Genomic DNA, 23,680 nt, shown 5'->3' on the forward strand with positions numbered 1-23,680 from the left:
TGGCATCATTTTCTGAAGCACCCAAGTTTCCTACTCATCCCACCCTATGAAACCTCTTCCCATCCTCGCTGGCCTCATTCTCGCTGCCTGCACTTTGCAGGCGCAAAACGATGACGCGGCCTTTCTCGCCAAATTTGAAAGCACCTTTGAAATTCCGGATACGGTGAATACGAAGGATTTCGTGCCGGAGAATTTGCTGAATGGACGCCTGCACCGGGTGCGCCCGCTGGCCACGAACGATGGGTTGCGTAATATTTACTACCTGGACACGCCATCGGGGGTGCAGGAAATCACTGGCACGCCGGCGCTGACTGAGCGCATCCGGGAGATTTATGCCATCGACTACCTGCAGGGAGTGAGCAGCAGCGATGAATTTGGCAAGGCGCTGGCCAATGCGGGCAAGGCGAAGATCGAAAGCGCCGGGCAAATTTTGAGCGACCCCTTCGGCACGATCAAAAATGTGCCCAAGGGCGCATCGCGTTTTTTCGGGCGCATCGGTGAGGGCATGAAAGGTGGTGGGAGCAAGAGCGAGGATAAGGGATTGGCCGGCGTTCTCGGCATTACGAAGGCCAAGGTCCAACTGGCCGCCAAACTCGGCGTCAGCCCATACAGCACGAACGAGGAGTTGCAGCGTCAATTGACCAGAGCCGCCCAGGCGACCGCAGGCGGTGGCTTGGTGCTGAATGTGGCCACTTCCTTTGCCACGGGCGGTGCGGGAGCTGCGCTCACGGTCGTCGGGGCAAATGAGACGCTGAAGGATACGCTGACGAATTCCACGCCGGAAGATCTGCGGATCATCAATCGGAAGAAGCTCTTCGCGCTGGGCGTGGATCGCGAACTCGCCGACGAATTTCTCATGCACCCGTGGTTTTCGCCATGGCATGAAACGATCATCACCGATGCGTTGAGTCGGATCGGCGTGAATCCTTCGTCGTTTTTGACGACTGCGGTGCGCGCCCTGACCGCCGAAGACGCGTTTTATTTCCAGCGCGTGGCGCAGATCCTGGCCAAATACCACGCCACGACGGCGCCGCTCCGCAGTATTCAGACGCAAAATGGCCTCATCGCCGCAATCGATCGCGATGGTGTGCTCGTGGTGCCGGTGTCGCTCGACTATGCGATCTGGGCGGAACGCACCGCGCGTCGGACGGAAGAGTTTGCCGCGCTGGATCGGGCGCATGACCACATCACCGGCCTCGCTCTTTGGACCGATGGACGCCTTTCCGATCGTCTTTCCCAGGAGCTGAAACAGCGCAACATCGGCTTCCGCACGGAAGTGCTTTCGACCAAGTAAGGCGTCTAACGGGAAAGAAGGGTCGCGGCGCGGCGGGTGAACTTATCCCGCGAGAATTTCCGATAGGCTGCCCGCAGAATCTCGCTGACCGAGATGCGCTTGGGCCGCCGGATGCGGCCATTTTTAGCCGACGACATTTTCATGGTTGGCTGTCGTTCGGCATCCGGCTTCGGTTCGCGCGAGGTAAAAGGCGGTAACAGAGGGCCGCGAGCCACTCGAAGGGGACCGGTCCCACCATATGCGAGAGCATGCCGGCGACCGCTCCTCTCGCGGTACGCCACTTTGGATGATCGCGAAGCATCGGGGTCGCCGATTCGGCAGGTTAGAAGCGCACGATGGGCGCTGAGGAATTGAATGCCGGACTCCGGCTTCCGCATGTTGGATGCGTCTTGAGCACTTGCGCGACTGCTTCGACGATTTCTTTCGGGTGCGCCGGTTTGAGTAGCGCGATATTGACCTCGCGGGCCACGGCCGGCGGCAAAGGCGACAGTGCGAGCGAACCGGAAATCATGATCACCGGAATGCGGCTGCCCGCGGAGCGCAACGCGAGCACCAGGCTGGCGCCGTCGAGGACTGGCATCGAGCGATCGGTGATCATGAGATCGAAGTGTCCGAAGGACAATTGAGTCAACGCGTCTTCGCCGTTTTCGGCGGTCACGGTGTCATAGCCGTGCCGCTCGAGAACGAGGGAATGCAATCCGCACAGCAGGTGATCGTCATCCACGATCAAGATGCGCGCGGGCGGGTTGGGCGAGGCGGGAAGGGCCGGCGTCGGATGAGCCGTAACCGGGGATTGGGAAAGCCTTTGGTTCATGGAATGCGTTTTTCTTGTTCAACCCACCCATTCCACGCCTGTTGCGGCCGCGGCATCGCCCGCGGGTCCGATTACGCATAGGCGTTGCGCCTATGCTCTGTCGTGCGAACAACGACGCTACCCGGAGGAATTCTGCTCCCCCTTCACCGGCTGCGACTCCACCCAGCGCACGGCCTGGCGGATCATCTCGGCACTCGTGCCAAATTCCATCTTCTGCTTGATGTGATCCCGATGCACCGAAACCGTCTTCGGGCTGAGGTTGAGCTTGGCGCCGATTTCCTTGGCCGTCTTCCCTTCGCCGAAGAGCACGAAGACTTCGAATTCGCGGTCGCTGAGCTTTTCCAAGGGCGAGTGCGAGCCGCGCGGCCGCGCGCCGGCAAATGCTTCCAGGACGCGCACGGCCAGTCGTTCGCTCACGTGAATGTTGCCGCCGAGCACCCGCCGGATCGCGGTGAGCAGGAGAGCCGCGGAGCAGTCCTTGGTGACATAGCCTTTGGCGCCGGCGCGGAGCGAACGCTCGGCGTAGAGCATTTCGTCGTGCATCGAGCAGACGAGTACCCGGGCAGATGGCTCCAGCGCGAGGAGGTCCTTGACGAGATCGAGCCCGCTGCGGCCGGGAAGATTCAGATCCATCACCACGAGGTCAGGGTGTTCCTTCTCGAAGAGTTGCACCGCATCGCCGGCGTTCGTCGCCAGGCCGCAGATGTCCAGGTCGGGCTGGGACTTGAGCATGAGGGAATAGCCGTCGAGCACCACCGGATGGTCGTCGACGAAAAGCAGCCGATACTTTGCCGGAGACGGGCTCGGCTTTTTGCTTTTCGATTCGTTCATAAAGGAGATTGGGCGCGGCAGGAAACGCGCGTGCCGCCGGCGGGAGAAGAGCCGATTTCCAGCGTGCCACTGATGAGCTGGGTGCGGTGGCGCATCACCCGCAGGCCGATGCCTTTGCTCGCGGGGACCGGCTCCGGCAACCCCGTGCCATCGTCTTCCACTTCCACCGTGATCGTCTCTCCGTGTCGCTCGAGGCCGATGCGGATCTCGCTGGCGGTGGCGTGCTTCACGGCATTGTTCACTGCTTCCTGGGCAATGCGGTAAAATTGGAAGGCGATCGTGGAATTCGTCACCGGCACGGGTGCCGGGCAATCGAAAACGCAACGCACACCGACGGCCTGGGTAGTGGAATCGGCCAGGGCGTGCAGGGCGTGCATGAGCCCATCATCCTGCAGGGAAACGGGAGCAAGGCCATGGGAAAGGGTGCGCGTTTCGGCGATCGCTTCGCGCAATTGGCGGCCGAGGCCTTCGGCCAGTGAGGTGAGTTCCGCCGTGGTCGATTCGAGAACGAGCGCATTGGCGGTGAGCGAGGCGGCGGTTAGCTTCTGGCCAAGACTGTCGTGCAAGTCTTCCCCGATGCGCTGGCGTTCGCGTTCGGTGATCTCCATGACCTCGCGCTCCATGGCCTTGAGTTCCACGTTGGCGTTGGCGAGCGCGGAGGTGCGTTGCGCGACGCGCGCCTCGAGCTCCATCTGCAAGGCATGCAGCGCGCAGAGGAGATGGACGACGATGCCATAAATGGCGGCCAGAATGGCTGCATTCCAGTAAGGCATGAGGGGATGGCCATAGACGCGCCCCATGCCGAAATCGCTGAGGACCCAGGCCGCGACGCTGAACAGCGCGATGAAGTGGCCGACGGACCGTCCCGCCCGCCAGGCCGCAAAACAGATGGGCCCGAGATAAAACACTGCGAGAGAGTACTCGCCGGTGAGGTAATCGATCCAGCCGATGATGGCCACGGTGACCATGGCGATGGCCGCGGTGGCGACGGAGGAACTGGCTCTGGGTTGGGGCTTCATGCAACCAATCGTACCTTATACCTCACGGCAAGGTGCGGCCTGATTCAACCCGGGATGGCGGATGAAGTTTTCCGCGTTGTGTGAGGAAAAATGTCAGGAAGCCGCGCGCCGCCGGCGGGCCGAGCAGGAGAGGTCGCTGTCGGGATCGGGAATCCGCACCTTCGGCAGGATGTTGAACGCCCAGACCGCTGCCGCCACCAGCCACACGTAGCTCGCATGGCTCAGCCAATGAGGACGCGCCGGCGAGAAGTCCCCAAACGCGCGCATCGCCGTACCCAGGAGGAGCAAGAGCGTGGTGATCTGCAGCGACGGCAGGCGCGTGTCGAAAAGCGCTTCGTGGCCGGAATGTCCGAGGATCACCCGCGTGGCGACGGTGAAACTAATGAGGCTGAAACCGCCGAGAAAGACGATGTGCAGGCCGGCGAGGTGTTGCGTGGGCCAAAAGAGCGGGAAGAGCAAACCGGCGAGCACGGACAGCAGGGCCATTTGGATGGCGAGCGGTGCGGTGCGGATCGGGAACGATTGACGCTGAAACGGCACCATTGTGCCGAGATAGACGATGGCGGCGAGGCTGCGCAGCCACGCGGGAGCCGGTGCCATGGGATTGTGCGCTTCCAGCCAATAGCTGACGAGAAAGAGGATAGCGGTGAGCGCTGAGAAAACGGCGCGCCACCGCCAACCGGCCGAAGCGGTGCGCTCCTCGGCCATCGTGCGGATATCGCGCAGGCGAAGAAAACGCGGGAGAAGGAAGGTGCCGACACCGAGCAGGAGGAAGAGCACGAAGGCCTGGTTCAGCAGCATGCCGCCGAACAACAGCCACCTGCCGGGAATCCAACCCTGCAGTCCGCACAACCACAACACTGGTCCGACGAGTCCGCTGAGATAGCCAAAGGCCACGAGCACGAACCCGGGCGGCGGAAGTTCCGTTCGGGCATGGATGCGCCGCAGCAGGCACGCGCCGAAAAACAACATGAGGACGATGAAAGTGCAGTCGCCCAGTCGGGGTTGCTCACCGATGTGCAGACCGGCGGTGAGCACATAAAGCAAGAGCGAGAGACGCAATTCCCAGGGGCGCAAAGCTGGCGCGGAGAGCAGCCGCGGTAGCGCGGTGCCGAGAAAGCCAATGACGAACCCGGCGAGAAAGCCTTCGATCATCAACCGTGCATGCATCATGCCCGGATAGAACTTGTGCAGGCCCGAGAAAAAGAGCGGCCACAGCGAAACGCCGGACATGCCGAGCAGGGTGGCCAACGGGAAGAAAATGCGGAAGGGTTCCGCGAGACACATTTCGAAGAACTTCGGCTTCCCGCCGCTGGGCTGGCCGGATGTCATTTCGCCCGGACCTTTTGCTTCGGGCGTGGACTTTCAAAGATCGCGTTCAGCTCCCCCGGGTTGCGCGCGATGTCCTCGATGGTGGCGGTGTCCAGCACATCGAAGAACGCCTTCTGTGCCCGGTAAAGAAGCGGTTTGAGCCGGCAGACGCTGGTGATTGGACAGGTGTTCGCTTTGGCGTCGAAACATTCCGCGACGTCGCAGGTGTATTCAGTATAGCGCACGATCTCGCCGACGCGTGCCTCCCGGGTGTGGGGCGCCAGCGTCAAGCCACCACCGCCGCCGCGAGCGGCGAGCAGCCAGCCCGCCTTGGTCAGCGACTTCGCCACTTTGGTGAGATGGTTCAGCGAAATGCCATAGGCATCGGCGACCTCGCGGGTGCTCACCTTGCGAGTGCTGTGGCTGGTGAGGTAGATCAGCAAACGGAGGGCGTAATCGGAGTGGGTGGTAAGTTGCATTACGTGCGGGCGGCGAACGCGGAAAAGAAAGAAACGGTAGCGGAGACCGGATTTTTCTTGAATAGGTATAATAAATACCTATTTAACGGGTTGAGCAACTACAAACCCACATGTTAACCGATCAAACCATCGCCACCGTCAAAGCCACCGCTCCCATCCTCGAACAACATGGAGAGTTGCTCACCCGCCATTTCTACAAGCGGATGTTCGAGAAAAACCCGGAAGTCGGTCCGTTGTTCAACCGCACCAACCAGGAAAAAGGCTCGCAGCAGAAAGCCCTTGCCGCCGCGATCTGCGCCTATGCCGCGAACATCGACAATCTCGAGGTGCTCGGCGGCGCCGTCGAGCTCATCGCGCAAAAGCATGCCTCACTTCAGATCCAGCCGGAACATTACCCCATCGTCGGCGAGAATCTGCTGGCCTCGATTCGCGAAGTGCTCGGGGAAAGGCGCGACTGATGGCGTGATCCAGGCCTGGAGCGAGGCCTACGGCTTCCTCGCGAATATCCTCATTGGTCGCGAACGCGAGATTTATCATCAGCACCAGATCGCGCCGAATGGCTGGGCAGGGTTCAAGAAATTCCGCGTCGCGCGCAAGGAAATGGAAAGCGAAGTGATCACCTCCTTTTATCTCGAGCCGCAGGAAGGCGGCGCGGTGCCGGCATTCATGCCCGGCCAATACATCACCCTGCGCGTGCCGAGTCCCTGTGGCCACACGACCATGCGCAATTACAGCCTTTCCGATAAACCCGGCCAGCCGCATTTCCGCATCAGCGTGAAACGCGAGACCGGTCCGGAAGCCGGCACGCCCGACGGCTTTGTTTCCAATTTCCTGCACCAGGGTGTGAACGTCGGTGACTCGCTGGAAGTCGGACCGCCGTGCGGCGAATTCTTCCTCGATCTCACGGAGAAACATCAGCGTCCGCTCGTGCTGATCTCGGGCGGCGTGGGTATCACACCGACAATGAGCATGCTCCTCAGCGCGCTGGAAGTGACGCCGGATCGCGAAATCTATTTCATCCACGCGGCGCTGAATGGCCGAACGCACGCCTTCAAGAACACGCTGCGCGACCTCGCCGCTAGTCGCAAAAATCTGAAAGTGCACACCCGCTATAGCGAAGCCACCGATGGCGACCGCGCCACGAACGGCTTCGATAGCGAAGGTTTCGTGGATGGTCCGCTCATCGAGTCGCTCATCCCGAGCCGTGACGCGGATTATTATTTCTGCGGCCCGAAGCCGTTTATGGTAAATATCTACCATCAGCTCCTCGAATGGGGCATCCCCGCCACCCAGGTGCATCTCGAGTTTTTCGGCCCGCGCCAGGGATTGCAAAAGCCAGCCACATGTCCCGTGTAACTTCATCTCCTTCTCTCTGCCTTCGCCGCAGTGGGCCTCGCCGGCCCACTGCTGGCGGAGGATTTTCAAGGCTCGACGCACACGCTGGCGTATGAGGACCCGCCCATCTCGTACAGTGCGCAGAAGCCGAATGATCGTGTGGCAAAGCTCCAGGCGCAAATTGCCAGCGGCGAAGTGAAGCTGAAGTGGGACGATCAATTTGGCTGGCTGCCTGCGCTGCTCGATGCGTTGAAAGTTCCGAAATCCTCCCAGATGCTCGTCTTCTCGCAGACCTCGCTGCAACGTCACGCGATCATCCGCGCACCCGCGCGCGATTTACTACGACGAGGATGTCTACGTCGGTTACATCCCAAATGCACCGATGATGGAAGTCTCCGCGGTCGATCCGAAGCTCGGCGGGATCTTCTACTCGCTCGACCAGGAGCGGCAGGACAAGCCGACCTTCACCCGCAACCAGGACTGCATTCAGTGCCATGTCTCTGGCCGGTCGCTCGGCGTGCCGGGCCATTTCGTGCGCTCGCTGGAAACCGATGGGAGTGGTGACATGATCAGCGGCACGGACACGAGCGAGGTCGACCAATGCACGCCGATCGCCGATCGCTGGGGCGGATGGTACGTCACCGGCCAAAGCGGTGCGCAGACGCATCTCGGCAATCTCGTCGGCGTGACTGCGTTTGAGCGGCACAAGACCGAGCCGACCCTTCGGGATAATCTCACGGAACTCTCGCAATTCATCGACCCGCAGAAATATCTGCGTCCGCATAGTGACATCGTTGCGCTCATGGTGCTCGAGCACCAGACGCACATGCATAACTACATCACGCGGCTGAATTACGAGACGCGCATCATGATGTCGATGTATGGGCACATCCGCTATCTCAAGAGTCAGGAGGATGCCTTCCTGCGCTATCTGCTCTTCACTGAGGAAACACCGCTGACCGCGCCCTTGGTCGGTGATCCGCATACGTCAAAGACTTCCTGGCCGAGGCGAAACGCGATTCGAAAGGACGCTCCTTGCGCGACCTCGACATGAAGACGCGCATGTTCCGCTACCCGTGTTCGTATCTCATCTACTCCCCGGCCTTCGACGCTCTCCCCACGGTGATGCGCGATCACCTGTTGCAGCGACTCTACGATATCCTCACCGGCAGCGACACGAATCCGCAGTTCGCGAAAATCGCGGCCAGCGATCGGCAGGCAATTCTCGAAATCCTGCGGGAGACAAAGCCGAATCTACCCGACTATTGGCGGGCAAAAACGGCGGAGCGTGCGAGCGATCCTGCGATCACGGCCCCGGCCAAGGTGGCTAGCAGCGCGCCTTAGGGTAGTGTTCCCGCTATGCGCCGCCTGCTCCAAATGATCGCCACAGGAATGGCCTGCGTCGCCTTCCAATGGGGCGCGAGTGCCGGAGCGTGGGCATCGTCTCTGGATGCCGAACACGAGCCGAAGCGTCCGGTTGTGGAGGACGAGGCGCTATTGCAAAAGGGTCGGATCCACGCCCAGCAAAAGGCGCTCGTGCGCCTGGGCGATCAGACGGATTCCGCGGCGGACAAAGTTTTGCTCGAGCAGCTGGACCGTTACGAGGCGGGCGATCTCCCAGCCGAATTGTGGCTGGAACTGTGGGAGGCCGCGGCGAAACGTAGCAACCTCGAAATCAAAGCCCGGGTTGCGAAACACCAGGGTGAAGTCGATCAATCCGGGGATCCGCTCTACCGCTTTCGCGAGTGCTTGAAAGGGGGCGACGGCGAAGCCGGCCGGCAGATTTTTGCGAAAAAGCCGGAGGCCGGCTGCATCCGCTGCCACTCGGTAAATGGAGAGGGCGGCCAGATCGGGCCGGAACTCGTCTGGCTCCGGCATTCCGCCGAGCGCATGAATATCCTCGAGTCCATCATCCTCCCGAATGCGGTCATCGCTCCCGGCTACGCGAGCGCCCTCCTCAAGCTCAAGGGCGGCGAGGAAATCTCCGGCGTGATGCAGCAGGAAAACGCCCACGACGTCACCGTCACGTCCGTGGTGGATGGCAAGAAACGCAAGGTGCTCATCGAAGACATCGTCGAGCGCACCCCGCTCCCCAGCCCCATGCCACCGGCCTTCGGCTTGATCCTGAGCAAACGCGAAATCCGCGACCTGGTAGAGTTCATCGCGGCGGGAGAATAGAGCGTTTCTGGAAAGTAATTTCCCGAATCACCAAGGTGTCAGGAGCGATCAGAACGGTTTTTGCCACAGCTCTTTAAATGCTCCTTGTTGGCGAAAGATCCTTTGGCAGTTCGTCGCCTTCGATCACTAGATCTTCCATCTGATCCCACAAGGAAGCAGATGGGCGAGCGGTTTGCGCCAACCGCTCGCGCACGATCACCGATTTCGATGTCTTGCGAGCTTTCGCCGCGCTGGCGATTTCCACGAACAGGGGAGAAGGGATCTTGACCGTCAACGTCTTCATGGGAAGAAGGTAATACGCTTGGTGCAAAAGCGCGATACGCCGGGCGCGCCCCAGGCCTGCCCGGCGCAGTTCGACGAAAATCGGGGCGACAGGATTCGAACCTGCGACCTCTTGGTCCCAAACCAAGCGCTCTACCAAGCTAAGCTACGCCCCGTTTTTCGAGAAGGCATCACTATCCGGGGATTTCGGCGGGCGGCAAGCAAATCCGCCGAGGCCGGCAAAGGACAGGTCGTCATCGGGGCCATGCCAGCGGCGAATTCCCGTTGGCACCCTGGAGGGGATTCGCTAAAAGGGGCGCTACGTTCCTCGCGATGGGTTGTGTTGAACAGCAATTGTTGAGGAGCTTTCCCCATGCAAAACAAACTCACTTCGGAATGTGATTCTCTCCGGAAGGCTCTCGAGCTGGGGCAAAAGGAAGTCGCCAGCGCGCGGAAAATGCAGAAGGAGGCCGAAGGAAGAGTCGCCACGATCGAGGGCCAGATCCGCGCGCAGGAAGCGAAACTGGAATCCATGCGGCGCCGTCTGGAGAAGCCGGGCAGCGGGGAGCAATCCGAAGGAACCGAAAAAGAGGAGCGAATCAAATCCCTTCAGGCCCTCTGCGCGCAAAAGCAGGAGGAAAATCGGAGGCTGAGAACCCAACTCGCTGAACGCGCCGCGAAGCAAGCTGCCGCGGCACGTGTGCGATGGAGGGGATGAGGGGCAAAGATGACACCTCTCGGCGGACATTTAGGGGGGATCGGGCTCATGGATAGTGCCTCAGGGTGGCATGAGCACTGCTCGATTTTTTAGCCATCTTCCCCAAAACTATGAGCGAGCAATTTACTTCGGAACGTGACTCCCTGCTGGAGGCCATCCGACTCGCGGCGAAGGAAGTGGCGGAAGCGCAGGAGGCACGGCAGCAGGCCGAAGGGAAGGTCAGCGCGTTGCAGGTCCAGATGGACCGGCAATATACGGCATTCGTTTTCATGCGCAGCCGGTTGGAAAAGATGGGCGTTCCGGTTGATTCCTGGGACGAGGATCTGGACAAACAAATCAAGTTGCTGGAAAGCCAATACGAGCAAAGCCTGGCCGAGAATCGGCGGCTGAGAGAACTGCTCGAGGAAACGGTCACGGAAGATGTTTCCCAGCCTGCTCCCGAAGCCACGCCGATGCCGGCTGAGCAGGTTGAAGCTCCGGGGGAACCCGAAATGTTGATTGATATTGAGGCTTCGCCCAGACACACGAACCGGTTTCGTAGATGAGCGGACGCTGGGTTTGAAGAATGCGGTTGGCCGGCGCTGGTGGCGTTTCCAGAGCCGATGTCCCCCTCAAAGAACATGCCCACCCCCGCGGAGAGGGTGGGCACGAAAACCGAAGCTGTGGTTTGTCAGGAGATCGATGGCGCAAAACCACGCGCCACAGATGTCGACCTGCGTTGCAGATACGGACTGCGAAACGGGCTCAACAAACCCCCTTCGAAATCGAAGTCCGTGAGATCAGGGATAGAAAGGCGACCAGAAGTCGCTTGGAGCGACGTCGGACAGCTTGCCGAAGGTCGTGGAGTTGAGTTTCGGCAGATTATCGACCGAGAAGGTGCCCCCGCTGTATTGGCCGCCAAGGAGGTCGGTGCCACCGGAATTGTAGAGGACCGAACCGTTCTTCAGGTATTTCTGAATGTCGGTCCAGCCGACGGTATCGCCGGAGGACTTGTTGTTTTCGATGGCGTACTGGTCGATCGCGGAGTCAATGATGCGAAGGTCTTCGAGGATGCGGGTGGCCTGCGAACGCTTGCGGGCGCGCAGGAAGTTCGGCACCGCGATGGCCGCGAGGAGGGCGATGATCGCGACCACGATCATAATTTCCACGAGGGTGAAGCCGCCGCGGCGTTTATGGAGTTGGATATGCATTGCGATGGATTGGTTTAAACTACGTGGTGTTACGCGATATGAGTTGTGTAGCGTACTACACTACAGCATTCACCTTGCCATCTGGTCCTTTTATCGACGCGAATTTTGACAACGGGGCGATAGGTTCGGTTGCTCGGAAGCGGATCAACCGGCATCGCTGAGAAGCGGATGAGCGTGTTTTGCGGATCGCAAACCGTTCCGCGGATGGTATAAGCAAGCCACCGTGAGCTTGGGCCGACGGTGATCCCCCTGGCTCCGGACGCTGTTTTCCCTCAATCCCATGTTTCCCTCCATTGTCTTCCGCCACGTCCATCGATCCCTATGGGTCTTTCTCATCGCTGTCGTCTTCCCGGGCATTTTGCGGGCCGCCGATGCGAAGCGCCCGAATGTCCTCTTCATCATCGCCGATGATCTGAACAACAGTCTCGGCTGCTACGACCGGCCGGAGATGAAGACGCCGAACATCGACCGGCTGGCCGCACGTGGGGTGCGTTTCGATCACGCCTATTGCGCCTTTTCCTTGTGCGGACCGAGCCGCAATTCCTTCCTCACCGGTCTGTATCCGAACAGCACCGGGATCCTCGCGAACGCGCAGATTTTCCGGCAGACGATTCCCTCGCAAGTCAGCCTGCCACAAGCCTTCCGGCAGCAGGGCTATTTCGCCGCACGCATCGGCAAGCTGTTTCACTACAACGTGCCGGCTTCCATCGGGACCAATGGCCACGACGATCCGGCATCGTGGGAAGTGGAGACCAATCCTGCCGGCGTGGATCGTCTCGACGAGGAACCGCTCATCTACAGCCTCACGCCCGGCAGCTTTGGCGGAACGCTGAGCTGGCATGCGTCGGACAGTCCCGACGAAAAGCATACCGACGGCATAGAGGCGGCCGACGCCGAGTGGATCCTCGAGCGTTGCGCGAAACATCCGGAGCGACCGTTCTTTCTCGCGGTTGGCTTCTTCCGTCCGCACACGCCGTATGTCGCGCCGAGACGTATTTCAATTTGTATCCGAAGGAGCAGGTACCGGTTTTGCCGGCGCGCGTCGAAGACCAGAAGGACGTGCCGAAGGCGGCTCTGATGAGTTACAAGAAAGAGCAGGACAAGCTGACCGACGATCTTCGCCGCCAGGCGCGGCAGGCCTATTACGCGAGCGTGAGCTTCATGGATGCGCAGACGGGACGCGTGCTTGCTGCGCTCGACCGGCTCGGTCTGCGCGATAATACCATCGTCGTCTTCACCAGCGACCACGGCTATCATCTCGGCGAGCACGGCTTGTGGCAGAAGCAGAGTCTTTTTGAGGAAAGCACGCGTGTGCCGCTCATCGTCGCTGGACCGGGTGTCACGAAGCCCGGCGTAGCTGTTTCGCCCGTCGGGTTGATCGATCTTTATCCCACGCTTGCTGGCCTTTGCGGGGTGAAAACGCCGGTCAATTTACAAGGTCAGAACCTCGCGCCCACTCTTCAGGATGTGTCGGTCGAGGGCCGCGGCTGGGCGCTCACGCAAGTGGTGCGGGGTGGCGGTTTCAAGCGCTTCGGCGCCAGCCCTTCGGTCGGGGACAATGTCCACCGTTTCTTCGGCTACAGTCTTCGCACCGATCGCTGGCGTTACACCGAATGGGACGAAGGCAAGGAAGGCCGCGAGTTGTACGACCACAAAGCGGACACCAAAGAGATTACCAATCTCGCCGACGATCCCAGCGAGGCCGCAGTGGTCGCGGAGCTATCTGCGAAATTGCACGAAGCGGTGAAAGCGTCCTTCCCTGCGGATGGCAAAACACCCGAGCTGCGCCCGGAAATGTGGGCGCCGAATCTTACCAATCCGTAGTAAATGAATCAGGGTGAAACGAAAACGCGCCATGGCTGGGAAACCATGGCGCGGTTTGAGTCGAAATGACGACGCGAGTTATTTAGCCGCACCGGAAGCCAGCGGCTGGCCTTCCGTGACCTTCACGTTGCGGATCTGCACGGTATCCGCGGCGGCGAACCACCAGCGGACCTTCGGCGTGGCGAGATATTCGTGCTGGGCGGTGAGGTCCTGACCGTCGAGGCGGGCGGCCATCTTGTCGCCGGCGTATTCCACGCGCAGTGTGTGCCAGGCGTCGGGCTTCAAGTCCACGGCGGTTTCCTGCAACGTGTGACTCGGGGTCTTGCCTTTCACTTCGGTCGAGTCCTCGGCGATCCTGAAGCTCTTCGGCGCGATGATCACGCGGCCGACGTGCTTCTGCGCGTCGCAGCCGACGAGAAAGGATTTGCCGTCGTTGAACTTGAATTCGCATTCCCAGATGAGCGGCGTCGGGCCAGTCTTGAGATGCAGGACGGGAATGTGTTTTTCGTCGGGAATGTTGGTGACCTTGAGCACGCCGTCGGACGGATCCCATTTGCCTTTGGCCACGGACCATTCCGGACCGAGTGGTTGTTTCAAATCGGGAGCGCTGATCACTTTGCCGGGAGTGTTGAGCAGCGGCTTGGCGTCCTCGGCCGAGAGCGGCAGGACGAGAACGCTGAGCAGAGCGGCGAGGGAGAGGAGGGATTTCATGAGGATGTGAGGGGATAACTCGCGGAGAGGCGATTTATTGGGGAATGACGAATGACGAATGATCCCGCGGGGTGGGAATGAATGCGCGATTGCCATCGTGCGCGGTCAGAGTCGACAATCTGCCATCGTCCATCTGCCATTCCGCACTCCGCATTTCGTTCCCGCTCCGCGGGATCATTTCCCCCACCTCACAATGAAACTGCTGCTCTTCCTTCTTTTCTGCGCCCTCGCCCCATTTCCCATCCACGCTGCGGAAGGCGAATCGCATTTGCTCTACGTCGCGACACCGGGCATTCGCAACGACCTCTCCTGGGGCGGCCACGGCGTGCTCGTGTTCGACATGGATCACGAGTACCGCTTTGTCCGCCGCATCCCTTTCGGCGGTCTCGATGAAAAAGGCCTGCCGCGCAACGTGAAGGGCATCTGCGCCCATGCAGCCACGAAGCGGCTTTTCATCTCCACCACGCACACACTCTCCTGCCTCGATCTCGTCACGGACAAAGTGTTGTGGGAAAAGCCCTACGAGGGTGGCTGCGATCGCATGTCCATCACGCCCGATGGCAAGGACATCTATCTCCCGTCGTTCGAGAAAGATTTCTGGAACGTCGTCGACGCAGCCACCGGCGACATCGTCAAGCATCTCGATACGCCGAACGCCGGCGCGCACAACACCATCGTCGACGCCACGGGCCGGCACGCCTACCTCGCGGGCCTGCATTCGCCGCTTCTACGGGTCGTCGATACTGCGACGCGCGAAATTGTGAATGAAGTCGGGCCATTCGCCTCTGCCATTCGTCCCTACACGGTGAATGGCAAAGGCACACTCTGCTTCGTGAATATCAATGGATTGCTCGGCTTTGAAATCGGCGATCTCGTCACGGGCAAGAAACTGTATCGCGTGGAGGTGCAGGGCTTTTCCATGGGTCTGGTGAAACGGCACGGCTGTCCGAGCCACGGCATCGGCCTCACGCCGGATGAACGGGAGCTCTGGGTCTGCGATGGGCACAACCAGCGCATGCATTATTTCGACGCCACCGTCATGCCGCCGAAACAACTCGGCAGCATCGAGGTCCGCGACGATCCCGGTTGGATCACCTTCAGCATCGATGGAAAATACGCGTATCCCTCGAGTGGCGAAGTCGCCGACGTCGCCACCCATCGCGTCCTCACCACACTCGAGGATGAGCAAGGCCATCACGTGGCCAGCGAGAAATTGCTGGAGATCGATTTTGCGAATGGACAACCGGTGCGCAATGGCGACCAGTTCGGCCTGGGGCGCGTGCCGTAGGTGGCCCCCCGACCAAAGAATTTTTTAACGCAGAGGCCGCAGAGGCGCAGAGAAGAAGTGAAGAGGGGCTGGGCTAAAAAGCCGCGAAGGGACGCGCATAGGAAAACGCAGTCATCGTCCTCCTCTATTCTTGCCCGTTCGCGTCCATGCGTGATTCCTCTCCTCCTCAATCGGAAACCGTTTGGCTGCGGTTCTGCGTTTTAAATCCGCTCTATTTTTGCAGTCGCCGCCGCGCTGCCCGCCCGGCAACCTTCCCGTCCCTCCCATGAAACTCTCCGTTCTCCTTTCCGGACTGTTCGTCTTCGCGTTCGCCGCCCTGGCCGACGACATCGTCACGCTCCCCGGCACGCCACCACTCACCTGGACCGGCGATCTCTCAGCCAAGATGCACGAGGCCGCCCTGCGCGACATGGACAAGCGCATCGAAGACTCCGCGGCGCAGCGGGCGAAATACTGGCCGCTGCACGCCGTGAACGATTCACTGCGGGCCGATTTTCGGAAGCTATTGAACGTGCCTCCAATCAAGGAACCCGTGCAGATGGAGCGGTTCGGGGACGATGCGAGTCCGGCGGCGTTCAGCCAGGACGCCTCGCCCGGGCTGGTCGCGGAAACGCCGCGCTATCGCGTGTGGCAGGTGCGTTGGCAGGCGACCGAAGACATCCACGCGGAAGGGCTCCTGCTCGTGCCGCGCGAAAAACCGCGCGCCTACATCATCGCTCTGCCGGACGCGGATCAGACGCCCGAGCAGCTCTGCGGTCTCGCCGCGGGCGTACCGCCGGAATCGCAGTTCGCCCGGCGTCTCGCAGAAAATGGTTTCGGCGTCATCGTGCCGATGTTGATCGATCGCAGCGATGCGGGCTCCAATACCCCATGGATCGACGCGAAGACGAACGAGCCGCATCGCGAATGGATCTACCGCCAGGCGTTCATGATGGGCGAGCACATCATCGGCTACGAAGTAGCCAAGGTCCTCGCCGCGGCAAAATGGGCGAGTGCGCAGGGAGTACCGGTGGGAGCAGTGGGCTATGGCGAGGGCGGCCTCGTTGCCTTCTATAGCGCCGCATCGGTCGGGCAGGGCGGGGAACTCATCAAGGCCACGATGGTCAGCGGCTATTTCAAGTCGCGGCAGCAGACTTGGGAAGAGCCGATCTATCGCAACGTGTGGGGACTGCTGAAGGAATTTGGCGATGCCGAGATCGCCGCGCTCATCGCGCCGCGCGGCCTGGTAGTGGAATACAGCGCCGAGCCGGCCGTGGATGGTCCGCCGCCGGCGCAAGCGGGGATAAAAAACTGTGCCGCCCCGGGCAAGCTCACCACTCCATCCGCGAAAGAAGTGGAGGCCGAATACCTGCGAATCAAGGAGCTCGTTCCCCCTGAGACTCAGCCGCGCCGATTGGTCTCCGGCACCGAGGGACGGGCGGTGAAGACCATGGGTTCCGATTCCGCCCTGGGGGGATTGGTCAAAATGTTGGGCGCGCCGGTGGATTGGATGCAGCTCTCCAAAGAAATGCCCCACGATCAGCGCCAAGGTTTCGATCCGGCGGCGCGGCAACTGCGACAGGTGAAGGAACTCGAGGCCCACGTGCAGGGATTGGTCCGTCACTCCGGATGGGTGCGCGATCGCCTGTGGCTCTCGCAGCTATTGCCCGAATATCAAAACGAAGCCTGGACGCTGGCCTACGGGTTCGAGCCTTTCTCACCCGAGCGGCCGTTGCCGATTACCGCGAAGATGCGCGATGTGTTTTGGCGGGACGTTATCGGCAAGATCGATGAAACGCTACCGCCGCCGAATCCGCGCACACGCAAGATTTACGATGAGCCGAAGTGGACGGGATACGAGGTCGTGGTCGATGTCGGTGGCGAAGGTTTCGCCTGGGGCATCCTGTGCGTGCCGAAGGACTTGAAGCCCGGCGAACAACGGCCGGTCGTGGTCTGTCAGCACGGACGGCATGGCATCCCGCAGGATACCATCGCGGGCGACAAACCGGCGTATCGCAACTTCGCCGCGCGCCTAGCGGAACAAGGATTCATCACCTTTGCGCCGCACAATTTGTATCAGAAGGAAGCGTATTACCGGACGCTCTCGCGCAAGGGCAACACCATCGGGTTGTCGATGTTCTCGGTCATCATCCGGCATCATCAGCAATGGCTGAACTGGCTCGGGTCGCTGCCCTTTGTGGATGCAAAGCGTATCGGCTTTTACGGACTCAGCTATGGCGGCGAATCGGCGGTGCGCATCCCGACGGTGCTGGAGGGCTATTGCCTGTCGATCTGCTCGGGCGATTTCAACGACTGGCCGCGCAAGGTGGCTTCGACCGATGACAAACACAGCTTCATGTTTACCGACGAGTGGGAGATGCCCTACTTCAACATGGGCAATACCTTCAGCTACGCGGAGCTCACCTATCTCATGTTCCCCCGGCCGTTCATGGCTGAGCGTGGCCATCACGACCAGGTCGCGCCGGATCCGTGGGTCGCTTCGGAGTTTGCCAAGACGCGCTGGTTCTATGATCAATTCGGCCTCGGCGATCGCACCGCGATCGAGTTCTTCAACGGCGGCCACACGATCCATGGGCAGGGGACGTTTGAGTTCCTGCACAAGTATCTGAACTGGCCGGAGGAGAAGCGGTAAGGCGGATGGTCCTCGATCTTAATCCTAATCTTAATCTTACTCTTCAGAGATGGGATTGAGATTAAGATTAGGACTACGATTAAGATTAAGAATTCAATCCCATGAAATCCGCTCTCCCACTCCTTTTGACTGCCGTCCTTGCCATCAGCGTCCGCGCCGAGGATCTGCCCGCGACGCTCATGACCAAGCCTGGCAAGCTGCTGGTGAGTGAAGACTTCACCAAACCGCTCCCGCCGCCCGAAGGCAGCACGGCAGCGTTTGCCAGTGGATTCAAAGGCTGGCGCTGCAATGTGGTGCCGCGAGGCGGGCACTGGGAGGTGGTCGACGGCCTGTTCCGGGGAACGGAGAATCCGGAGATGCATCACCCGGCCACGGCGTCGATCGGGTTTGATTTCAAGGACGTGGTCATCAGTTGCGAAGTGCGCATGCACAACGTGCCGCTCGACGGACGCAAGAGCCGCTCCTTCGCCATCCGCACCACGGACAACAAGGATTACGTCTGCAGCATTCTCCTGAACGAAACCGGGATGCGCATTCAGAAGGACGACAACGACCACGCTGGGCCGGACGTCGCCGTGCCGCTCGGCGCGCTGAAGACGCCGATCCCGCTCGATGAATGGCAGAAGGTCACGTTTGAGATTCTCGGCGACGAAATGGTCGGCACGTTGAATGGGAAGAGCCTGACCGGCGAGCACCCGCTCATCGGGGAGCAGAAGCGCAGCGTGATGTTTGTCTCCGGTGTGGAGGGCGCGGTGCGGCACCTGCGCATTTGGGAGGCGACGGCAAATCCGGATTGGGCGAAGAACAAACTGACCCTTCCGCCAGCGCTGAATACAACAGCGCCGAAGTGAAGCGCGCCACGCGGCAAATGCCGCCAAAGGAGTTAAACGCAGAGGCCGCAGAGGCGCAGAGAAGAAGTGTAGAGGCGCAGGGGGCTGAAAAACCGCGAATGGACGCGAATCAACGCGACTAGAAAGTCGCGTTTGCCGCCTTATTCGCGTTCATTGGCGTCCATTCGCGGTTCTCTTTGGTTCCTTCTCTGCGTCTCTGCAGTGCTAACCCGAAAAGTGTCCGCAGCTTGCGGAAATTTTTTAACCGCGAATGGACACGAATAAACGCGAATAGAAAACTGCGTTTGCCGCCCTATTCGCGTTCATTCGCGGTTTTACTCCACCTGCCCCTCGACACTTCTTCTCTGCGCCTCTGCGGCCTCTGCGTTTAAAAATTCTTTGGTTGCGGCTTCGCCGCGCTGGGGCCTCTGCGTTTAAAAATTTCTTGGTTTGGGGTGCGCCGGGTTGAGAGAGGCGTGCCGTGTTCTCCGCGTGAGCCTGGACGGGTCCTCGGCTCTCTCGCCGCGCGGAAACTGAATTTCCATTCATCTTAAACACCCTGCAGAAAACAGACTTTCGCTCGCCATTCGGCAAACACCGCGTATTGTGCGCGCCGACATGCCGCTCGACCTGAAGAGCCTCATCACCGCTCGCCTGGGTGAAAACTACAAACTGCACGAGAAGCACCTGAACCCCACTCTGGTGCGGGTGCAGCAGATTATCGGCTTCAATCAAGTCTACGCCCGGGCGCAAGGCGCGTATCTCTACGACCTGGACGAGCGCGACTACCTGGATTTTCTCAGCGGCTACAGTGTGTTTAACATCGGCCGCAACCATCCGGTCGTCCAGAAGGCCATCACCGACGTGCTGGACATGGACCTGCCGAACATGGTGCAGATGGATTGCTCGCTGCTCAGCGGATTGCTCGCCGAGGCGGTGCTCAAGAAACTGCCGCCGCACCTCGACGCGGTTTTCTTCTGCAACTCGGGCGCGGAGTCGAACGAAGGCGCGATCAAATTTGCCCGGGCCGCCACGGGGCGCGCGGGGCTCATCTCGCTGCACAGCTCGTTCCATGGGCTTTCGAATGGCGCGTTGTCGGTCATGGGCGACGAACATTTCCGTGAAGGTTTTGGACCGTTGCTCGACAATTGCGTGCGGGTGAAGATGGGCGATCTCGCCGAACTCGAACAGCACCTCTCGCGCAAGGACGTCGCCGCGTTCATCGTCGAGCCGGTGCAAGGCAAGGGCGTCAACTATCCGACGGACGATTACTATCGCGAAGCGCAGAAGCTCTGCCGCAAGTACGGCACGTTGCTTATTTGCGATGAAGTGCAGACCGGTCTCGGCCGCACCGGCAAGTGGTGGGGCTTCGAGCACTGGGGGCTGGAGCCGGATATCATCACCGTCGCGAAATCACTGAGCGGTGGCTATGTGCCGGTCGCGGCAGTGGTTGCGCGGCGCTCGATTTACCAGAAGGTTTTCAGCCGCCTGGATCGTTGCGTGGTGCACTCCTCGACTTTCGGTCGCAACAACCTCGCCATGGCCTGTGGTCTGGCGACGTTGCAGGTACTCGACGATGAAGGCCTCGTGGAGCGCGCGCAGGAAATGGGCGCGAAGCTCGTCGCCCGCATCGAAGAGCTGAAGAAGAAGCATTCGCTCATCAAGCAGGTGCGCGGGAAGGGCTTGATGATCGCCATCGAATTTCACGAGCCAAGCGAACTGTCCGCGCGCATGGGCTGGAAGCTGTTGCACAAGGTCGAGCGCGAGCTCTTTGCGCAGATGCTCGTGACCTCGCTGTTCCAGCGGCATCGCATCCTCACCCAGCTTGCGGGACATGCGATGGACGTGATCAAGATTTTGCCGCCGCTCATCATCGGCGAACGCGAGATCGATCGATTCGTCACCGCCCTCGATTCCGTGCTGGCGGATTGCCGCAGCTTCCCCGGCCCGATCTGGGACCTCGGCGCGAATTTCATCAAGCACTCGCTCCAACGCTCAACGGTCGAGCTCGCTGCGGCGGAGCGATAGAGCGGAGGGACACGCTCCTGCGTGTTCTCTAATTGATCGCGTAAAGAGTGGGAACGCGCCGGAGCGCGTCCCCCGGTTTTAGCTCAGCGAGACCAGCACTACGCCGACGGAGATGAACACGATGCCCAGCCACGCGGCGCTGGAGACTTTTTCGTGAAGGAAGAGGGCCGCGCCGAGGACGAGAAGCACGGGGCTCAGGCCTTCCCAAGGCAATACTTTGCTCAGCGGCATCACTTGCAAAAAGCCGAGCCAGAGCAGGAACCAAAGCGTCATCGCCGCGATGAAAAGGCCGCCGAAGAAAATGACGCGCGGCCATGGCTTGGGCGTCTGCGTGTAAAGATTCATGGCGTGCTTGAGGAAAAGCTGGCTGACCACGAGAATCACCTGGCAGCCGATGAGCAGCCCGAGCAGCCTGCCGCTCACGCGCTTTCCTCCACCTTGCTGGCCGGCCGGGCGATGATCCAGATGCCGGTGAGCACGAGTGCGATGCCCGCCCAGCGCGTGGCCAGAATCTTTTCCCCGAGCACTAGCCAGGAACAAACCGGGATGGTGACATGCACGACGCTGCTCAGGGTGAAAGCGAGATAGAGCGGCAGCGCGCGCAGGACGAAAATCCAGGTGATGCTGCTGAGGACGAGCAGGACGGCGCCGCCCCAGACGTGAGGCGAGGGGAGCGACGAGAGGCCCAGCCAATGGGCATTCGCTGGAGCGGTTTCCATCGCGCCTTGTTTCAGGAGCAGTTCGGCGATGGTGACGAGCGCGACGGTGAAGACGAGCTGAAGATAGGGGTTGAGCAGGCGGGACAAGGGAATGACGAATGTCGAATGACAAAGCCCGGTGCGGGGGGCGGCTTTACATCGCGGGTTCCATCTCGCTGGCGTTGGCGAAGGAGGCGAGGACTGGTTCCGCTCGCGTCGGGCTCATGTAGCGCATGAACGGCTGGGCGAGCACGTTCATCCACGGCCAGGGCAGGGCGAAGTAGAGGTCGAGCGGGGCGAGATCGAAACCGAGGTGAAACTTCGGGTCGTAGCTGAGCGGCGTGGAGCAATACGATTTCAACCCCTGGCTGAGCGCCCAGGTGAGCACGTCGCGGAAGGTGACGAAGTAGAGGTGCAGGTCGAGGGCGATGCGATAGTCGAGGCCCAGATATTCGTCGTAGATCGCGCCGTCGTGAACGAGACAAAGACTGAAGGCGACCAGTCGGCCTTCCTGCCGCCAGAGGAAATAGCGCACCCGTTCCGGCAGACGTGCGCTGAGTTGCCGGAGAAATTCCCGATTGAGGCGTTCGAACTGCAGCGAGGAGCGCGCGAAGACTTGCTCATAGAGGGCGAGAGCTTCGTCCATTTCTTCCCCGAGGGTGTTCGTCACCGTCATCGTGATCGGGGGCGCATCGGCCAGCACCTTGTATTTGCGGCGCACGCTCTTCCGGGTCACGCGGCTGAGACGGCGCTCGAGGTATTCATCGAAGGTCGCGAAGTCGAAATTCATGCGCGTGGCCGGCATGCTGGCGATCTGCACATAGCGCGTGCCCGCGGGGCCGCTGCGCAGGCTTTTCAGCGCGGTCCGTTCGCCGGAGGGAAAATCCTTCCACACGACCAGCTTCGCGCCAAAGGCGCGCGCCGCTTTCAGCACCGTTGCTCGCAAGGCTTCGACGAGAGCCGCCGGGCCTTCCGTCCGGACGAGGCTGCCTTCGCCCGCGGCGCAGCCGAGCATGAGCATCTTGAGGCGCAGGAAGCTTGGAAACGCCCGTCGCACGAATCCGACCGGGGCTTGAATCCAGGCGGGCGCCGTCACGACCAAGTCTTGCTCGACGAAGAAGAAAGGCTGGGTAGCGAGCACGCGCCCGCTGGAATCTTCCAGCACGAAGGCGCGGCAATCGAACCCGAGCGTATCAGCGACGATCTCGTAATAGCGGTGATCCTTGGTGTGGTTGCGCAGACCCTGCTGCCAGGCATCCATTTCTCGTACTTCCGCCAGCGGCGCGACACGGACACGACCGTTAGCCGTCGGAAATTCGGGACTTGGATTCATGCGTTGATTGGCGGTGAAAATGCCTTCGTTTCCGGCAATTGCACGCGCCAAATAAGGGCGAATCGAGGGCAAATTGCGCTGTGGCGTTGACAAGTGGGCCTGATTGCGGCGACTCGTGAGCCCTTCGTGAAACAACGCCTTTGCATTTTGTTCCTCGTTCTGTGCGCCGTGGCCTCCGCCCGGGCCGCCACCGACTTCAACCTCCATCGGGACACCTTCGCCTTCTCGAACGACACGCTCTGGCAGTACGGCGTGGACGAGCAAGGCGTCCTGCACATCAGCCATCGCGACAAGCCGGTGGAGTTCGCCCATCGGTGTTTCGTCCTTTCCCGCGCGGTGATTCAGTTTCATCAATTTGCCCGCTTTGAGCCGAAACAGTCGCGCGTCTCGCGCGAGGAGTATGGCCGGCGCATCAAGGCGGTCTGCCGCATCCCGGTCTGGAGCAAGGGGCCGAAGGAAAAGATCGTCATTCCCGGCTACGTGGACCTGCACGACTTTTCGGTGGCTTACGAGGGGTTGCTGAAGGACGACCTCGGCAACTGGCTGCCGAGCTACTTTCGACTGGGCAATTGGCGGATGTGCATGGGGCACTTGCGCGCAGGGCAGGCGGCGGCGGCGCGCTGGCTGGCGGAGTCGATCGATCGTGGGCAATTGCGCGCCATTTACCTGGCGCGTTTTCCGCACATGAATCACGTCGTCGTTGTCTACGCCGTGCGGCGGGAAGCGCAGGGGAACATGACTTTCACCGTCTACGACCCGAACTATCCGAATGAGTCGGCCTGGGTCTTCTATCGCGCCAGCGAGCGGAGCTTCGAGTACGAGCCGCGGTGGTATTTCCCCGGCGGCCGCGTGAATGTCATGCGTGTGTTTATCTCGCCGCTGCACTGATCGCGCGGCTATCGTCTG

24 protein-coding genes, 1 tRNA gene and 1 pseudogene are annotated in these 23,680 nt (G+C 60.7%); 13 read left to right on the forward strand and 13 right to left on the reverse strand.

Annotated elements, in window-relative coordinates; translation table 11 throughout:
- Positions 1 to 46: 46 nt before the first annotated feature.
- Positions 47 to 1,294 (forward strand): hypothetical protein, encoded by a 1,248-nt coding sequence (locus CFE428DRAFT_RS28590; RefSeq protein ID WP_006983197.1) that lies wholly within the window; start codon positions 47 to 49, stop codon positions 1,292 to 1,294.
- Positions 1,295 to 1,299: 5 nt separating this feature from the next.
- On the opposite strand, the gene CFE428DRAFT_RS40110 is transcribed toward CFE428DRAFT_RS28590, so the two are convergent.
- From CFE428DRAFT_RS40110 to CFE428DRAFT_RS28615, 6 genes are all read right to left on the reverse strand, one after another.
- On the reverse strand, positions 1,300 to 1,437 hold the full coding sequence (locus tag CFE428DRAFT_RS40110; protein ID WP_006983198.1) for a hypothetical protein: 138 nt from the start codon (positions 1,435 to 1,437) through the stop codon (positions 1,300 to 1,302).
- 179 nt (positions 1,438 to 1,616) lie between these two features.
- Entirely contained in the window at positions 1,617 to 2,108 is a 492-nt protein-coding gene (locus tag CFE428DRAFT_RS34655) for a response regulator (RefSeq protein ID WP_006983199.1), read from the reverse strand.
- A 117-nt stretch (positions 2,109 to 2,225) separates the two neighbouring features.
- Entirely contained in the window at positions 2,226 to 2,939 is a 714-nt protein-coding gene (locus CFE428DRAFT_RS28600; protein WP_006983200.1) for a response regulator transcription factor, read from the reverse strand.
- Positions 2,936 to 3,958 carry a sensor histidine kinase gene (locus tag CFE428DRAFT_RS28605; RefSeq protein WP_006983201.1) on the reverse strand — a complete coding sequence of 341 codons (1,023 nt, stop codon included), beginning with the start codon at positions 3,956 to 3,958 and terminating at the stop codon, positions 2,936 to 2,938. The genes CFE428DRAFT_RS28600 and CFE428DRAFT_RS28605 overlap by 4 nt, the downstream gene beginning before the upstream one ends.
- A gap of 93 nt (positions 3,959 to 4,051) precedes the next feature.
- Entirely contained in the window at positions 4,052 to 5,290 is a 1,239-nt protein-coding gene (locus CFE428DRAFT_RS28610) for an NnrS family protein (RefSeq protein WP_006983202.1), read from the reverse strand.
- On the reverse strand, positions 5,287 to 5,748 hold the full coding sequence (locus CFE428DRAFT_RS28615; protein ID WP_006983203.1) for an RrF2 family transcriptional regulator: 462 nt from the start codon (positions 5,746 to 5,748) through the stop codon (positions 5,287 to 5,289). Before CFE428DRAFT_RS28615 ends, CFE428DRAFT_RS28610 begins: the two co-directional genes overlap by 4 nt.
- 110 nt (positions 5,749 to 5,858) lie before the next feature.
- On the opposite strand from CFE428DRAFT_RS28615, the pseudogene hmpA reads away from it, so the two are divergent.
- The 4 genes and pseudogenes from hmpA to CFE428DRAFT_RS28630 all read left to right on the forward strand — a co-directional run bounded on the left by hmpA (position 5,859) and on the right by CFE428DRAFT_RS28630 (position 9,261).
- A pseudogene (gene hmpA, locus CFE428DRAFT_RS28620) lies at positions 5,859 to 7,104 on the forward strand (NO-inducible flavohemoprotein).
- A 361-nt stretch (positions 7,105 to 7,465) separates the two neighbouring features.
- Positions 7,466 to 8,137: a hypothetical protein gene (locus CFE428DRAFT_RS34660; RefSeq protein ID WP_006983206.1), complete on the forward strand. Its 672-nt coding sequence runs from the start codon at positions 7,466 to 7,468 to the stop codon at positions 8,135 to 8,137.
- A complete protein-coding gene (locus CFE428DRAFT_RS34665) occupies positions 8,134 to 8,427 on the forward strand; it encodes a hypothetical protein (protein WP_006983207.1) in 294 nt (97 codons plus the stop codon). The genes CFE428DRAFT_RS34660 and CFE428DRAFT_RS34665 overlap by 4 nt, the downstream gene beginning before the upstream one ends.
- A 15-nt stretch (positions 8,428 to 8,442) precedes the next feature.
- A complete protein-coding gene (locus CFE428DRAFT_RS28630) occupies positions 8,443 to 9,261 on the forward strand; it encodes a c-type cytochrome (RefSeq protein ID WP_006983208.1) in 819 nt (272 codons plus the stop codon).
- A gap of 73 nt (positions 9,262 to 9,334) precedes the next feature.
- Here the strand turns inward: CFE428DRAFT_RS28630 and CFE428DRAFT_RS28635 are convergent, their stop codons facing one another.
- A complete protein-coding gene (locus CFE428DRAFT_RS28635) occupies positions 9,335 to 9,544 on the reverse strand; it encodes a hypothetical protein (RefSeq protein WP_006983209.1) in 210 nt (69 codons plus the stop codon).
- Between the two features lie 80 nt (positions 9,545 to 9,624).
- Positions 9,625 to 9,698, reverse strand: a tRNA-Pro gene (locus tag CFE428DRAFT_RS28640).
- 652 nt (positions 9,699 to 10,350) lie between these two features.
- On the opposite strand from CFE428DRAFT_RS28640, the gene CFE428DRAFT_RS28650 reads away from it, so the two are divergent.
- A complete protein-coding gene (locus CFE428DRAFT_RS28650; RefSeq protein WP_006983211.1) occupies positions 10,351 to 10,785 on the forward strand; it encodes a hypothetical protein in 435 nt (144 codons plus the stop codon).
- A 234-nt stretch (positions 10,786 to 11,019) separates the two neighbouring features.
- Here the strand turns inward: CFE428DRAFT_RS28650 and CFE428DRAFT_RS34670 are convergent, their stop codons facing one another.
- Entirely contained in the window at positions 11,020 to 11,430 is a 411-nt protein-coding gene (locus CFE428DRAFT_RS34670; RefSeq protein WP_006983212.1) for a type II secretion system protein, read from the reverse strand.
- A gap of 280 nt (positions 11,431 to 11,710) precedes the next feature.
- Here CFE428DRAFT_RS34670 and CFE428DRAFT_RS39300 point away from each other — a divergent pair, with 280 nt between their 5' ends.
- Positions 11,711 to 12,508, forward strand: coding sequence for a sulfatase-like hydrolase/transferase (locus CFE428DRAFT_RS39300; protein ID WP_006983213.1), 798 nt, complete (start codon positions 11,711 to 11,713; stop codon positions 12,506 to 12,508).
- The gene (locus tag CFE428DRAFT_RS40660; RefSeq protein ID WP_202797524.1) at positions 12,508 to 13,254 is read left to right on the forward strand and encodes a sulfatase-like hydrolase/transferase; all 747 of its coding nucleotides are present in this window, start codon (positions 12,508 to 12,510) and stop codon (positions 13,252 to 13,254) included. The genes CFE428DRAFT_RS39300 and CFE428DRAFT_RS40660 overlap by 1 nt, the downstream gene beginning before the upstream one ends.
- A gap of 78 nt (positions 13,255 to 13,332) precedes the next feature.
- On the opposite strand, the gene CFE428DRAFT_RS28665 is transcribed toward CFE428DRAFT_RS40660, so the two are convergent.
- On the reverse strand, positions 13,333 to 13,965 hold the full coding sequence (locus tag CFE428DRAFT_RS28665; RefSeq protein ID WP_006983215.1) for a hypothetical protein: 633 nt from the start codon (positions 13,963 to 13,965) through the stop codon (positions 13,333 to 13,335).
- A gap of 193 nt (positions 13,966 to 14,158) precedes the next feature.
- Between CFE428DRAFT_RS28665 and CFE428DRAFT_RS28670 the strand changes: the two genes are divergently transcribed.
- From CFE428DRAFT_RS28670 to CFE428DRAFT_RS28685, 4 genes are all read left to right on the forward strand, one after another.
- Complete coding sequence (locus CFE428DRAFT_RS28670) at positions 14,159 to 15,253, forward strand: beta-propeller fold lactonase family protein (RefSeq protein WP_006983216.1); 1,095 nt, start codon at positions 14,159 to 14,161, stop codon at positions 15,251 to 15,253.
- A 265-nt stretch (positions 15,254 to 15,518) separates the two neighbouring features.
- Positions 15,519 to 17,885: an alpha/beta hydrolase family protein gene (locus tag CFE428DRAFT_RS28675; protein ID WP_006983217.1), complete on the forward strand. Its 2,367-nt coding sequence runs from the start codon at positions 15,519 to 15,521 to the stop codon at positions 17,883 to 17,885.
- Positions 17,886 to 17,986: 101 nt separating this feature from the next.
- Positions 17,987 to 18,736: a LamG domain-containing protein gene (locus CFE428DRAFT_RS28680; RefSeq protein ID WP_006983218.1), complete on the forward strand. Its 750-nt coding sequence runs from the start codon at positions 17,987 to 17,989 to the stop codon at positions 18,734 to 18,736.
- 597 nt (positions 18,737 to 19,333) lie between these two features.
- Positions 19,334 to 20,743, forward strand: a complete 1,410-nt coding sequence (locus tag CFE428DRAFT_RS28685; protein WP_006983219.1) for an aspartate aminotransferase family protein — start codon at positions 19,334 to 19,336, stop codon at positions 20,741 to 20,743.
- A gap of 78 nt (positions 20,744 to 20,821) precedes the next feature.
- On the opposite strand, the gene CFE428DRAFT_RS28690 is transcribed toward CFE428DRAFT_RS28685, so the two are convergent.
- Genes CFE428DRAFT_RS28690 through CFE428DRAFT_RS37925 form a run of 3 tightly spaced genes read right to left on the reverse strand, consistent with a single transcriptional unit; the run spans position 20,822 to position 22,774 of the window.
- The gene (locus tag CFE428DRAFT_RS28690) at positions 20,822 to 21,166 is read right to left on the reverse strand and encodes an EamA family transporter (RefSeq protein WP_006983220.1); all 345 of its coding nucleotides are present in this window, start codon (positions 21,164 to 21,166) and stop codon (positions 20,822 to 20,824) included.
- Positions 21,163 to 21,549 carry a DMT family transporter gene (locus CFE428DRAFT_RS34675; protein WP_006983221.1) on the reverse strand — a complete coding sequence of 129 codons (387 nt, stop codon included), beginning with the start codon at positions 21,547 to 21,549 and terminating at the stop codon, positions 21,163 to 21,165. The genes CFE428DRAFT_RS28690 and CFE428DRAFT_RS34675 overlap by 4 nt, the downstream gene beginning before the upstream one ends.
- A 46-nt stretch (positions 21,550 to 21,595) precedes the next feature.
- Positions 21,596 to 22,774: a GNAT family N-acetyltransferase gene (locus tag CFE428DRAFT_RS37925; protein WP_157447666.1), complete on the reverse strand. Its 1,179-nt coding sequence runs from the start codon at positions 22,772 to 22,774 to the stop codon at positions 21,596 to 21,598.
- Between the two features lie 126 nt (positions 22,775 to 22,900).
- Here CFE428DRAFT_RS37925 and CFE428DRAFT_RS37930 point away from each other — a divergent pair, with 126 nt between their 5' ends.
- Positions 22,901 to 23,662, forward strand: coding sequence for a hypothetical protein (locus tag CFE428DRAFT_RS37930; RefSeq protein ID WP_157447667.1), 762 nt, complete (start codon positions 22,901 to 22,903; stop codon positions 23,660 to 23,662).
- The last annotated feature ends 18 nt before the right edge of the window (positions 23,663 to 23,680 follow it).

The organism is Chthoniobacter flavus Ellin428, assembly GCF_000173075.1.
GTDB lineage: Bacteria > Verrucomicrobiota > Verrucomicrobiia > Chthoniobacterales > Chthoniobacteraceae > Chthoniobacter > Chthoniobacter flavus.

Bases quoted from the DNA above. Each gene is read 5' to 3' on its own strand.
- CFE428DRAFT_RS34660 (WP_006983206.1), top strand. From the start codon at position 7,466: ATGATGGAAGTCTCCGCGGTCGATCCGAAGCTCGGCGGGATCTTCTAC.
- CFE428DRAFT_RS34670 (WP_006983212.1), bottom strand. From the start codon at position 11,430: ATGCATATCCAACTCCATAAACGCCGCGGCGGCTTCACCCTCGTGGAA.
- CFE428DRAFT_RS28600 (WP_006983200.1), bottom strand. From the start codon at position 2,939: ATGAACGAATCGAAAAGCAAAAAGCCGAGCCCGTCTCCGGCAAAGTAT.
- CFE428DRAFT_RS28630 (WP_006983208.1), top strand. From the start codon at position 8,443: ATGCGCCGCCTGCTCCAAATGATCGCCACAGGAATGGCCTGCGTCGCC.
- CFE428DRAFT_RS34655 (WP_006983199.1), bottom strand. From the start codon at position 2,108: ATGAACCAAAGGCTTTCCCAATCCCCGGTTACGGCTCATCCGACGCCG.
- CFE428DRAFT_RS28685 (WP_006983219.1), top strand. From the start codon at position 19,334: ATGCCGCTCGACCTGAAGAGCCTCATCACCGCTCGCCTGGGTGAAAAC.
- CFE428DRAFT_RS39300 (WP_006983213.1), top strand. From the start codon at position 11,711: ATGTTTCCCTCCATTGTCTTCCGCCACGTCCATCGATCCCTATGGGTC.
- CFE428DRAFT_RS28615 (WP_006983203.1), bottom strand. From the start codon at position 5,748: ATGCAACTTACCACCCACTCCGATTACGCCCTCCGTTTGCTGATCTAC.
- CFE428DRAFT_RS28650 (WP_006983211.1), top strand. From the start codon at position 10,351: ATGAGCGAGCAATTTACTTCGGAACGTGACTCCCTGCTGGAGGCCATC.
- CFE428DRAFT_RS34665 (WP_006983207.1), top strand. From the start codon at position 8,134: ATGAAGACGCGCATGTTCCGCTACCCGTGTTCGTATCTCATCTACTCC.
- CFE428DRAFT_RS28605 (WP_006983201.1), bottom strand. From the start codon at position 3,958: ATGAAGCCCCAACCCAGAGCCAGTTCCTCCGTCGCCACCGCGGCCATC.
- CFE428DRAFT_RS37925 (WP_157447666.1), bottom strand. From the start codon at position 22,774: ATGAATCCAAGTCCCGAATTTCCGACGGCTAACGGTCGTGTCCGTGTC.
- CFE428DRAFT_RS40660 (WP_202797524.1), top strand. From the start codon at position 12,508: ATGAGTTACAAGAAAGAGCAGGACAAGCTGACCGACGATCTTCGCCGC.
- CFE428DRAFT_RS28590 (WP_006983197.1), top strand. From the start codon at position 47: ATGAAACCTCTTCCCATCCTCGCTGGCCTCATTCTCGCTGCCTGCACT.
- CFE428DRAFT_RS28610 (WP_006983202.1), bottom strand. From the start codon at position 5,290: ATGACATCCGGCCAGCCCAGCGGCGGGAAGCCGAAGTTCTTCGAAATG.
- CFE428DRAFT_RS40110 (WP_006983198.1), bottom strand. From the start codon at position 1,437: ATGAAAATGTCGTCGGCTAAAAATGGCCGCATCCGGCGGCCCAAGCGC.
- CFE428DRAFT_RS28665 (WP_006983215.1), bottom strand. From the start codon at position 13,965: ATGAAATCCCTCCTCTCCCTCGCCGCTCTGCTCAGCGTTCTCGTCCTG.
- CFE428DRAFT_RS28670 (WP_006983216.1), top strand. From the start codon at position 14,159: ATGAAACTGCTGCTCTTCCTTCTTTTCTGCGCCCTCGCCCCATTTCCC.
- CFE428DRAFT_RS28635 (WP_006983209.1), bottom strand. From the start codon at position 9,544: ATGAAGACGTTGACGGTCAAGATCCCTTCTCCCCTGTTCGTGGAAATC.
- CFE428DRAFT_RS28675 (WP_006983217.1), top strand. From the start codon at position 15,519: ATGAAACTCTCCGTTCTCCTTTCCGGACTGTTCGTCTTCGCGTTCGCC.
- CFE428DRAFT_RS28680 (WP_006983218.1), top strand. From the start codon at position 17,987: ATGAAATCCGCTCTCCCACTCCTTTTGACTGCCGTCCTTGCCATCAGC.